The following is an 11,037-nucleotide window of genomic DNA, read 5'->3' as shown; positions in this document are numbered from 1 at the left end:
CTTGACAAACAAAGGAAAACCCAACTCTTTTTCTACTTGCTCAAAATCACTGTCGTCATTTAGGACCACATAAGGCACATTCGGAAGCCCCAATGACTGCCACAATAAGCGATTACGAAATTTATCCATCGCAACAGCAGAAGCCAGCACGCCACAGCCTGTGTATGGGATATTAAAACCATCCAGCACGCCTTGTAAGCTGCCATCCTCGCCAAATGTACCATGCAGTACATTAAACACACGGTCATAGTCACGCAGCTTCGAGATGTCGGTCTCTTTGGGGTCAAAATGATGCGCGTCCACACCTTTTGAAAGCAATGCATTTAGCACCGCCTTGCCACTATTTAATGAAACTTCGCACTCACTGCTCGTGCCCCCACAAACAACAGCCACTTTACCAAAAGCAGTTGGATCAATCTTTGTCATGTTATCTCTCAAATGGTTTAATTATTTATCTATGAATCATTTTAGATACAGTTCGTTATCTCTTAAATCCAAACAAATCTGCCCCACATTGCCCGCGCCTTGAGTGATTAGAAGATCGCCGGCTTTTAGGACGCGCTGCATGACTGGTGCTAGATTTTCTTTATCCACGAGCGTTGGCTCGACTTGTCCACGTAGGCGAATGCTGCGCGCCAATGACTTAGTATCGGCACCCACAATCAACGCCTCGCCTGCTGGATACACATCCAACAAAAGCAGCTCATCGACATTCGACAACACCTCAACAAACTCATCAAAGCAGTCACGAGTACGACTATAACGGTGCGGCTGGAACATCATCACTAAGCGGCGCTCGGGATAGCTTTGGCGAGCTGCCTTGATGGTGGCCAGCACTTCGGTGGGGTGATGCCCATAGTCATCAATCAGTAGTACATTGCCGCCATCTACAGCAATGTCTGCCTGCTGTTCAAAGCGGCGACCCACGCCTGCAAACTTACTCACCGCACGAACGATCGACTCGTCATCCACGCCTTCATCAGTCGCCAGAGTGATGGCAGCCAGTGCATTTAGGACGTTGTGCTCGCCAGGGATGTTTAAAGTCAGGCGAAGTGGCTCGCGATCCTTGCGCAGTACAGTAAAATGCGTGCGTGTACCTTCCACCTCTAGGTGGGTCGCCTGCACGTCATTATGCGAACCGAAACCGAAAGTTAGTACAGGGCGCGCAATGTCATCAATCATGCCAGACAATTCTTGATCATCGCCACAAATTACCGCCAATCCATAAAAGGGCATATTTTGCAGGAATTGGATATAAGCCTGCTTTAACTTATCAAAGCTGCCGCCATAGGTCTCCATGTGGTCTTCATCGATGTTGGTCACGATCGCCGCCATCGGACGCAGCGACAGGAATGAGGCATCTGACTCATCGGCTTCCGCCACCAAATATCGAGAGCTGCCCAACGATGCGTTTTTGCCAGATGCGTTTAATTTACCGCCAATCACATAAGTGGGATCAAAGCCTGCTTCGGTCAGCATCATTGTCAAAAGGCTTGTGGTCGTGGTTTTGCCGTGAGCGCCCGCCACCGCAATGCTATGGCGATATCGCATAAGCTCGCCCAGCATATCGGCACGGCGAACCACAGGCAAACGGGCTTGTAGGGCTGATTTAATCTCTGGGTTATTTTTGTCAATGGCAGATGATACCACAATCACATCGGCGTTTTTGATATTGTCGGCATTATGCCCAATAAAAATGGTCACACCCAATGCTTGCAATCTTTGAGTAACTTGACTTTGCTTGATGTCAGAGCCTGATACGCCATAGCCTTGATTAAATAACACTTCGGCAATGCCACACATTCCCGCCCCACCAATTCCGACAAAATGAATGTGTTTAATGCGACGCATTTCTGGGATTTGGATAAGTTGTTTGGGTAGGGGTTGTTTGGGATTGGTCATTTGTTGTTCCTTTAAAATAAAAGCGACATTTAGCCAGTTAAACGCCATAAAATTGGTTGGGTAAAATTAACAAATCATCATTCAATGTTTTGCAATTTTTTAAATCATTGTCATTTAATAATTGCAAGGCAAAATCCAATTCGCCTTGACGATGTTTTAATTCGCCAGTAACAAAATAAATGGGCTTATTCAAATTTCTTAAAAATTTTAAGAACTCACCATTGATTTTGTCATCAACCATTGTATTGCCTGCCATTCTGCTATAAATAAAAGGCTCTTTGGCAATTAAATAGTGCTTAAAATAACGACTTTTTTCAATGTCGTGAATGGCGGTATGGCTGATAAGTAAACTAACTGTTGACATTTTTATTATACTGTGCAAATAAATCAAATGCACAAATGGCATTTAATTTGAAAGGCTCACTGTTTTTGACAATTTCAATTTTTTTGCCAAGCAAGTCTGATGAGTAAATTTAGCTCAATCATTTTCGTAAATTAGTGTTCGATGGCATTAAACAATAACATCATCAATTAAGTATCAATTTTAAACCTCTTGCCCAAATGGTCTTAATTAGACACACCCATTATCAACCATTCAAATTCAAGTCTTTGCACTCAACTGATAAGTATAAACCGCATGGCTAATGATGTCACCATTAACATTTTCATTATTGGCAATAATCCCACAAAACTCAAATCCCAGTCGCTCAGCAACTCGTCGGCTTGGGATATTATGCTCGCCCACTTTAATATCCACCACTTCCATGCCGTAGGTATTTTTCGCAATATCCATGATGGCACGCACCGCAAGACTCATGATGCCACGCCCTTGATAATCTTGGTGTAGCCAATAGCCGATTTCCGCCTTTTTTAGATGATGATAAATATTATTTAAGCTCACCGCACCAATAATTTTATCTTCATAAATAACATGGGTGTGAATGGCTTTATTCTCAGCATATTGATGTAGAGCAAATTTGACAAATTCACAATAGCTATTTTCGCTAAAGTCATTCGCCTATGGTAGCCATTCACCCAAGTAGTCTTTTTGCACATTAACAATGTCATTCATTTGACTGGCAAATGATGAATGCACCAGAGCCAGGTTTAATGTGTCGTTGATTTTATGGTGAAACATTTTTATTACCTCATCACAAGACCATCAAAACTATTTTTTAACCGCACTCTCCACAATATCCGCCACTTGTTCAGCTGCCTTTGGATTTGCCATTGAATGGGCTTTTTGTGCCATTGCCAAACATTGTTCACGGGTCAAATCACCCAGAATCTGTGCCAATTTCTCCCCTGATAGCTCACTTTGAGGTAATAAAATCCCCGCTCCCTTATCGGTTAAGGACTTGGCATTAAAGGTTTGATGGTCATCTACCGCAGTCGGTAAAGGGATAAAAATCGCCGCCACACCAGCATTGCCAATCTCAGTAACGGTCAACGCTCCAGCACGACACACCACCACATCCGCCCAAGCATAAGCGGCCGCCATATCGTCAATAAAGGCAAGCGGTTGTACGGCATACTTATTCATATCAATGCCTGCTTGTGAGTAGGCAACCAGCATTTCATCAAAGTTATCCTTGCCACATTGGTGCTTGACGGATAAAGGCTTATCGCTTAGCTTTAATAAGTTCACAATGGCAGTGTTGATTGCTTTTGCACCAAGCGAACCACCCACCACCAGCACCTTTAATGCAGAGACATCATGACACTCATAACGAGAAGCAGGCGGTTCAATATTCGCAATGCTTGTACGCACAGGATTACCCACTGTCATCAAGCGTTCTTTATGCGTATGGACAAACGCCCCATCAAATGCTTGCAAGATCACATCAGCATGACGAGCCAAATTCTTATTACTCATACCAACAATGGCATTTTGCTCATGAATGATGAGTGGCTTTTTGGCAAGTTTTGCTGCAAGTCCCCCTGGTGCTGTTACATAACCACCAAAACCTACCACGACATCAATCCGTTCGTTTGCAATGACCTTGCGAGCATCGATGACCGATTTTAAAAGCATGAAAGGCAGTTTTATCATGCGTGCCAAACCCTTACCTCTCAAACCTTGCATTTGAATGTGGTGCATAACATACCCATGCTTAGCAACCAAATCATTTTCCATGCCATTTGGCGTCCCAAGCCAATGTATCGCCGCACCTCTTTTGGTCAGCTCATCTGCAACCGCCAAAGCAGGAAAGACATGCCCACCTGTCCCTGCCGCCATCATCAACACATTCATATTTTATCCCTCACACATTGCTATCAACTGGCAAAAAAACAGTCAATACAATATTTTGAAATAAATTTTAAATAATTACAAGAAAAATTTATACACCTTACAAAAATCCATCAAACATTCGCCATCAAGAAATTTATCGAAGAGATTTTTTAAAACATTTTTTACAACTTGATAAATTTTTTAAAATAAAAAAGAGTGGAAAATCCACTCTTAATCACTCTGTCAGTACCGTTATTATTAAGCAAACGACTCAGCCAATATCACACCACCATCTTTTTTGGTAATCACTACGGTAGCCGAACGGGGTGTCTTGCCACCTGCCACCGCAGCAAAAGTTCCTTCTGGATGCTGGATGTTGATGAACAGTGCCTTAAAGTCAGGAGTCATGGTGATGCCCGTCACTTCTGAACCAGCAGGACCTACAAAGAAACGCTTTAAGGTGTCAGGCGTAGCGGTCGCCCCGACGTGCGTCATCTTGCCGGCAGTAGTAGAGATGGTCTCGCCATCACCAATCTTATTCGGCAGTGCTGCCAGCAGCATGCAGTTGGTAGTCTTGGTATAAGCACCATCATCCGTCTGAATCCACAGGACGCCACGCGGATCAAAGAACAGACCATCTGGAGCTGACAAATCGTTCTCAGCGGTTAGCTTAGATAGATTCTGCTCAGCCTTATCATGTGGAGAGGCGAACAGGTAAATGTCCCAGCGGAACTTATCGCCTGTATTGCCCGCCAATTCTGCAAAGCGGATGATGTGTCCATGCTGGTTGCCTTTGCCATCGTAGCTGCGAGGGTTGGCAGCATTCACATCTTCTTCTTTACGCTTAGAGTTATTGGTTAAGGTAACATAGACTTCGCCTGTGATTGGGCTGACCGACACCCATTCTGGTCTATCCATCTTGGTTGCGCCTAATTTGTCAGCAGCCAAACGAGCAAAGACAGCGATCTCAGCTTCATCTTTAAAATCGGTCAATGCAGGGTTTTTCTTTGATAATTCACGCCACTCGCCCGTGCCGTCATCATTAAACACCGCAACATATAGCGTGCCTTTATCAAGGTATTTATCGCCCGCTTTTAGACCACCGCCGATGTCTTTGTTTGACCACTTGGCATCTGAGACGAACTTATAGATGTACTCGCCACGCGCATCATCACCCATATAGAACACTAAGTTCTCACCCTGCTCTGGCGGCACAAAAGCGCAGTTCTCATGCGCAAAACGACCCAAACTTGTGCGTTTCACCGCTTGTGCTTTTGGATTAAACGGGTCAATCTCGGTGATATAGCCAAAGGTATTGAAGGTATTACGATGATCGTCGGTAGGCTTCTTGGAGTCAGGTTTGGCGGTCACATCCCAATGATCGAACTCGCCTTGATGACCATCTGCAGGTGTGTGCCATGAATAAGAAGGATCGCCAATCTTATTTTCTTTCAGTCCATAACGAGCAGCACGCTTATCATTATCATCGCCAATGATGTGTTTGTCCGCACCACGAGCAAATACATTTAAAAAGTTCTCTTCTGTGGTCAGATACGTTCCCCATGGTGACAATCCGGCGCCACACTGGTTATTAATACCAACACTGGTTAAACCCTTAGGGTCGATTTTCGTCTGTAGATATTCACTACCTTTGGCGACGCCTGAAATTTTGGTTGTCGTGCCGCTGGTATAACGCTTGTTAAACGGAGAATCTTTAACCAATTCATAACCTGTCGGTGTACGCTTTAGCTCAACCACAGACACGCCATGCGCGTGAATCTCACGGCGAACATCGTTTGCTAGCTTTCTTTTTTGATAAATTTTGGTTGCGCTTGGATCTTCTTCTTTATAATTTTCGATCGGGTTTAGGTTTGGATTGGTATATTCATGGTTCATGGCAAGTAGTCCACGCTCCGAAACTTCAGGCGCATACTGACCATTTTTTAGACCAAAAAACCACATGCCATCGTGGTTATCGCCCATGCGGTATCTGAACGATTCGCCCACCACCATGCGATCATCCGTCCAGTCATCGATACCACTGACCAGTGGCGTACCCAGCGGCAAAATCAACTCAGCACGATAACCCTCAGCCACTACCATGTCGCCACCTGTATAGTGTGGCACGGCGGTGAATTTTAGCGAGTCTGGACGTTGTAAATTTTTGACGGTGTTGGCTGATGGCTTAGCCAGCGCCGACAACGGGAAACTACCAAAAAACGCTGCGGCAGTCAGACCAGCGCCGCCTTTTAGAACGCTGCGGCGATGCACAGAATTCATCATCGATGCAAATTCAGGGTTGTCTGTTGAGTTGGAATCCTCTACAAATTCTTCATCTTCAAAATCTAACTCACTAGGGCTGTGCGATAGCATGGCATACTCCAAATACGATAAAAATACAGTTAAATTAATCCAAAAGTGTGATTAACACTGCGGTGAGTATCGGACACTTTCAAATTAACAAACCATTAAAAGGTATGCATAGGATAAGATATATTTATGACAATTTCATGAATGAAAATTGCAATTAGATAATAAAGAATAAGACGGTAAATAACCGTCTTATTGCCATGTGGATACTATATCAATCTACCAATTTCTCTATGAATTCGATAAAATCAACCGCGATCTGCGTGCCACATTGATCATCAATCTCTCGCACACAAGTTGGCGATGTTACGTTAATTTCTGTGATTTTTGCACCGATTAGGTCAAGCCCGACAAAGTACAGACCATTTTGTAATAATGTTGGCGCGACTTTTTCGGCGACAGCAAGCTCAGCATCAGTCAGTGGCATGGCAACACCGTGACCACCTGCGGCCAAATTACCACGAGTCTCGCCCCCTTGTGGGATGCGTGCCAAACAATACGGCACCACTTTTCCGCCAACAATCAGCACGCGTTTATCGCCCTCTTTAATCTCTGGTAGATATTTTTGTGCCATGATGGGCAAGCTCTCCATCTGGGTCAGCATCTCTAGGGTTGAACCGATGTTCGGACTGTCTGCCGTCAACCGAAAAATCCCCATACCGCCCATGCCATCTAGTGGCTTGACAATCACATCTTCATACTCATTGATGAATTCACGAATGTGTGATTGCTTGGCAGTGACAATGGTTGGGCTCATGTATTCACTAAACTGCGTCGCGAATAGCTTTTCGTTGCACGCACGCACTGAATTAGGATCATTCACCACAAGCACCCCTGCGCGCTTAGCATATTCTAATAAATGCAAAGCATACAAAAAGTTCATGTTAAATGGCGGATCTTTACGCATCAAGATCACATCAAAGTCCGTGGCCTTAACGGTGGTTTTTTCATCAAGCTCGTAAAATTTTTCAGGATTTTTAAAAACTCTTAGATCCTGCTTATCCACACAAAGCTCACCCTTATCAAGCCACAGATCATGAATACCGCAATACGCCAAACCATGATTACGCTCGCTAATTGCCCACATCATCGCAAGAGATGTGTCTTTTTTATAGCTGATGGCGGCAATATCATCCATGACAATTAGAAAGTTTAATTTTTTCATGGCTCAAATCCCATATTGCTGGCGATAGGCTTGCATTTTTGCCAGATGCTCGGTCTCACCTTTGGCTTCTAGAAACGCAATAATATCATCGATATCTACAAGCGCATGAACAGGCACGCCAAAGTCATCATTGATCTGTTGCACTGCTGAACGTTCATCCTGCCCACGTTCTTTGCGATCAAGTGCAATGACAATTCCCGCAAGATTTGCACCGGCATTTTTTAGAATCTCAACCACCTCACGCACCGCTGTGCCAGCTGTCATGACGTCATCGATCACCCATACTGACTTCCCAGTTAGATCTGCGCCGACTAAGTTACCACCCTCGCCGTGTGTCTTAGCTTCTTTGCGGTTATAGCCCCAAGCAGCGTCAATATCATGAGATTGCCATAGAGTCTGTGCCGTAGTCGCCACAAAAGGAATGCCCTTATAAGCCGCGCCGAAGATGGTAGGACTTTCGGTGTTTTTTAATTCATTGGCAAGGATTTGAGCATAACCTTTTGATAGCATATCAAGCGCCTTACCACTTGATAATAATCCAGCATTAAAAAAGTATGGACTGACTCGGCCTGATTTTAAGGTAAATTCGCCAAATTTTAGTACGCCATAATCAAGCAACAGCTGAATAAATTCATTCTTATTAAACATGAACATCTCCAATTTTTAAATTAATATGCAATAAAAAAAAGCTATTGTACTCCCATACTTTATTTTTATCAATTTACGATTTGCTCAATTTCAATAAAAAACGCACTGAATATCAGTGCGTTCTATCTTAATCAAATAAGAATTAAGATTGTGCAGCAGCTTGAGCAGCAGCAACTTCAGCAGCGAAGTCTTCTTGCTTCTTCTCGATGCCTTCGCCAACTTCAAGACGCTTAAAGCTTAGAACAGTTGCATTTTCAGCTTTCAGTACATCACCAACTTTCTTCTCATTGTCGATAACGTATGGCTGATTTACAAGCGTTACCTCGTTTAGGTACTTTTGAACACCACCGGTAATCATCTTCTCAATAACCGCTTCGGGCTTACCTGATTCTTTAGCTTTAGCTTCGATGATGTCTTTTTCACGCGCTAGGATGTCGGCAGGTACGCTTTCTTCATTAACCGCCAGTGGGTTGAATGCAGCTACTTGCATCGCAACAGATTTACCAAGCTCTTCTGAACCACCTTCCATTGATACCACAACACCGATACGGATGCCGTGACGGTATGCAGCAAGGTTAGCGCCTTCGATGATTTCAGCGCGGCGAACTTGGATATTTTCGCCGATTTTTTGTACCAATGCGATACGAGCTTCTTCAACAGTCGTGCCATCGCCATAAGGTAGTGCAGAGATCGCTTCAACATCAGTTGTATTGTTAGCTAGCGCAAGATCAGCTATTTTGTTAGCGAATGCAGTGAAGCTCTCGTCTTTAGCAACGAAGTCAGTTTGGCAGTTTACTTCTAATAGCAGTGCTTTACCAGCAGCTTGAGCAATAACGATTGCACCATCAGCAGCGATGTTACCTGCTTTTTTAGCAGCTTTAGCTTGACCTGATTTACGTAGGTTATCAATGGCAAGTTCGATATCGCCACCAGCTTCTTCTAGCGCTTTTTTACATTCCATCATGCCAAGACCAGTACGGTCACGAAGTTCTTTAACGGTTTTTGCAGATACTTGAGACATAATTACAGCCTTTTCTTAATTGAATATTTTTGAAAATAGACTCATCAGTGAATAATAAGTCTAAAATTTTTGCCAAATTAGTAGTTATTCACAACTTGACCTGCTTGGTCAACTGTATCTTCAACTTCCGCTGTGGCATTCTCACGATTGGCAGCTTTATCGTCATCCAATTCAGATTTGCCAGCTTGAGTCTTCGCATACTCCTTACCAGCGATGATGGCATCTGCCATGGCAGTTGCATATAGGCTTACTGCACGAATCGCATCATCATTAGCGGCGATAACATAATCAACGTTATCTGGGTTAGAGTTAGTATCAACGATACCGATAACAGGGATACCTAGATTTTTAGCTTCTTTAATAGCAATTGCTTCGTGATCAACGTCGATTACGAATAATGCATCTGGCAAGCCACCCATGTCCTTGATACCGCCGAGTGCGCGCTCAAGTTTCTCCATATCGCGGGTACGCTCAAGAGCTTCACGCTTAGTAAGTTTTGCAAAAGTACCATCTTCAGCTTGTTTCTCTAGCTCTTTTAGGCGAGTGATTGACTGACGAATGGTTTTCCAGTTAGTCAAAGTACCACCTAACCAGCGGTGATCGATGTAAGGCATGCCAGCACGTTGTGCTTGTTCGCGGATTACACCACTTGCTGCGCGCTTAGTACCAACAAAAAGGATCTTGTTACGGTTAGCAGCTTGTTGGTTAGCAAAAGTCAATGCTTCATTGAATTGCTTAACAGTGTGTTCAAGGTTAATGATGTGAATGCGGTTACGTGCACCAAAGATGTATTGGTTCATTTTTGGGTTCCAAAAACGAGTTTGGTGACCAAAGTGAGCACCCGCTTCTAGCAAATCACGCATTGAAATTTGAGTTGGGTTTTTATCTGACATAAAAATTCCTAAAAATAAGTTGGGTTACGCCTCCACAAAAGTAAGAATAGCAAATTCGAAGGCACGCATCTGCCGAACAGCAGATTAATCAAACCTTCAAACACCCTGCCATCTTTTTCATATAGCTTTTGTGTGTGTAGTGTTGATAAAAATACGCCTATTAAAAATAGACATATTATTGTATCAAATAAAGAATGAAAAAGCAATTATATTATCTACTCTACGCTGCACCACATCCTTGCGTTCGCAAGTCTTCATCAACATCGGTTGTGCAAGCCCAAACACCTTGACCATCACGCTTCCAAGTAATTTTCTTGCCATGTAAGGACCGAGCAGCGTCACCACCCAAGGTTGCCTCAATGGTTGATGTTTCACCTAAAGTAACAATCAGACCAGATTGTCCAGTTGCAGGATTATTCTCAGTAGCAGCTGGGGCAACGCCACTGTCTTGCAATAAATTACTCTTTGACCATCCCAACTGGCATTTAGTGCCATTACTTCCCTGCATCAAGCAAATATCTATCGTACTTCTAAGCTGGCTTGTCTCCATTGTTACACGAGTAACCTGAGCGATTGCCGTTCGACTTTGGAACTGCGGAATGGCAAACATCGCAAGAACCCCAATGATGACAATAACTATCAATAGCTCAATTAAGGTAAAACCTTTCTGAGTAATCATAAATAAAACCTTTAACCCAAACAAATTAGAATCAATTATGCCACTTTTTTACAATATTATCAATATCTTTATATTTATGTAACCCCACACAAAAAAACCCCCTCCATCATCTGATGAAGGGGCCTC

9 protein-coding genes and 2 pseudogenes are annotated in these 11,037 nt (G+C 43.5%); all 11 read right to left on the bottom strand.

The genetic code is table 11. The annotated features are described in order from the left end of the window. Positions 1-426: pseudogene (locus MBO_RS08930) on the bottom strand (D-alanine--D-alanine ligase); the annotation flags it as partial. Positions 427-462: 36 nt separating this feature from the next. Continuing rightward, the gene (gene murC, locus MBO_RS08925) at positions 463-1,902 is read right to left on the bottom strand and encodes a UDP-N-acetylmuramate--L-alanine ligase (protein ID WP_036366873.1); all 1,440 of its coding nucleotides are present in this window, start codon (positions 1,900-1,902) and stop codon (positions 463-465) included. A 37-nt stretch (positions 1,903-1,939) separates the two neighbouring features. Next, positions 1,940-2,308, bottom strand: coding sequence for a hypothetical protein (locus tag MBO_RS08920; protein WP_152545137.1), 369 nt, complete (start codon positions 2,306-2,308; stop codon positions 1,940-1,942). Between the two features lie 195 nt (positions 2,309-2,503). Then, a pseudogene (locus MBO_RS10115) lies at positions 2,504-2,878 on the bottom strand (GNAT family N-acetyltransferase); the annotation flags it as partial. Positions 2,879-3,070: 192 nt separating this feature from the next. After that, positions 3,071-4,156 carry an undecaprenyldiphospho-muramoylpentapeptide beta-N-acetylglucosaminyltransferase gene (gene murG / locus MBO_RS08910; RefSeq protein WP_036366867.1) on the bottom strand — a complete coding sequence of 362 codons (1,086 nt, stop codon included), beginning with the start codon at positions 4,154-4,156 and terminating at the stop codon, positions 3,071-3,073. Positions 4,157-4,393: 237 nt separating this feature from the next. Beyond that, positions 4,394-6,508 carry a PhoX family protein gene (locus MBO_RS08905; RefSeq protein ID WP_036366866.1) on the bottom strand — a complete coding sequence of 705 codons (2,115 nt, stop codon included), beginning with the start codon at positions 6,506-6,508 and terminating at the stop codon, positions 4,394-4,396. 211 nt (positions 6,509-6,719) lie between these two features. Then, on the bottom strand, positions 6,720-7,670 hold the full coding sequence (gshB, locus tag MBO_RS08900; protein ID WP_036366864.1) for a glutathione synthase: 951 nt from the start codon (positions 7,668-7,670) through the stop codon (positions 6,720-6,722). Between the two features lie 3 nt (positions 7,671-7,673). Then, positions 7,674-8,324, bottom strand: a complete 651-nt coding sequence (gene pyrE / locus MBO_RS08895) for an orotate phosphoribosyltransferase (protein WP_036366862.1) — start codon at positions 8,322-8,324, stop codon at positions 7,674-7,676. Between the two features lie 136 nt (positions 8,325-8,460). Continuing rightward, positions 8,461-9,339, bottom strand: a complete 879-nt coding sequence (gene tsf, locus MBO_RS08890; protein WP_036366858.1) for a translation elongation factor Ts — start codon at positions 9,337-9,339, stop codon at positions 8,461-8,463. A 77-nt stretch (positions 9,340-9,416) separates the two neighbouring features. Further along, the gene (gene rpsB / locus MBO_RS08885; RefSeq protein ID WP_036366856.1) at positions 9,417-10,232 is read right to left on the bottom strand and encodes a 30S ribosomal protein S2; all 816 of its coding nucleotides are present in this window, start codon (positions 10,230-10,232) and stop codon (positions 9,417-9,419) included. A 220-nt stretch (positions 10,233-10,452) separates the two neighbouring features. After that, positions 10,453-10,911, bottom strand: a complete 459-nt coding sequence (locus MBO_RS08880) for a pilin (RefSeq protein WP_036366854.1) — start codon at positions 10,909-10,911, stop codon at positions 10,453-10,455. Between the last annotated feature and the right edge of the window lie 126 nt (positions 10,912-11,037).

The sequence above is a fragment of the Moraxella bovoculi 237 genome (genome assembly GCF_000696305.2).
Lineage (GTDB): Bacteria > Pseudomonadota > Gammaproteobacteria > Pseudomonadales > Moraxellaceae > Moraxella > Moraxella bovoculi.
The sequence above is the reverse complement of the archived record's forward strand: the minus strand, read 5'-3'. Positions and strand labels throughout refer to the sequence as shown.

Excerpts from the sequence above, each read along its gene's own strand:
- murG (WP_036366867.1), bottom strand. The coding sequence starts at position 4,156 with ATGAATGTGTTGATGATGGCGGCAGGGACAGGTGGGCATGTCTTTCCT.
- MBO_RS08880 (WP_036366854.1), bottom strand. The coding sequence starts at position 10,911 with ATGATTACTCAGAAAGGTTTTACCTTAATTGAGCTATTGATAGTTATT.
- gshB (WP_036366864.1), bottom strand. The coding sequence starts at position 7,670 with ATGAAAAAATTAAACTTTCTAATTGTCATGGATGATATTGCCGCCATC.
- MBO_RS08905 (WP_036366866.1), bottom strand. The coding sequence starts at position 6,508 with ATGCTATCGCACAGCCCTAGTGAGTTAGATTTTGAAGATGAAGAATTT.
- murC (WP_036366873.1), bottom strand. The coding sequence starts at position 1,902 with ATGACCAATCCCAAACAACCCCTACCCAAACAACTTATCCAAATCCCA.
- tsf (WP_036366858.1), bottom strand. The coding sequence starts at position 9,339 with ATGTCTCAAGTATCTGCAAAAACCGTTAAAGAACTTCGTGACCGTACT.
- pyrE (WP_036366862.1), bottom strand. The coding sequence starts at position 8,324 with ATGTTCATGTTTAATAAGAATGAATTTATTCAGCTGTTGCTTGATTAT.
- MBO_RS08920 (WP_152545137.1), bottom strand. The coding sequence starts at position 2,308 with ATGCCATTTGTGCATTTGATTTATTTGCACAGTATAATAAAAATGTCA.
- rpsB (WP_036366856.1), bottom strand. The coding sequence starts at position 10,232 with ATGTCAGATAAAAACCCAACTCAAATTTCAATGCGTGATTTGCTAGAA.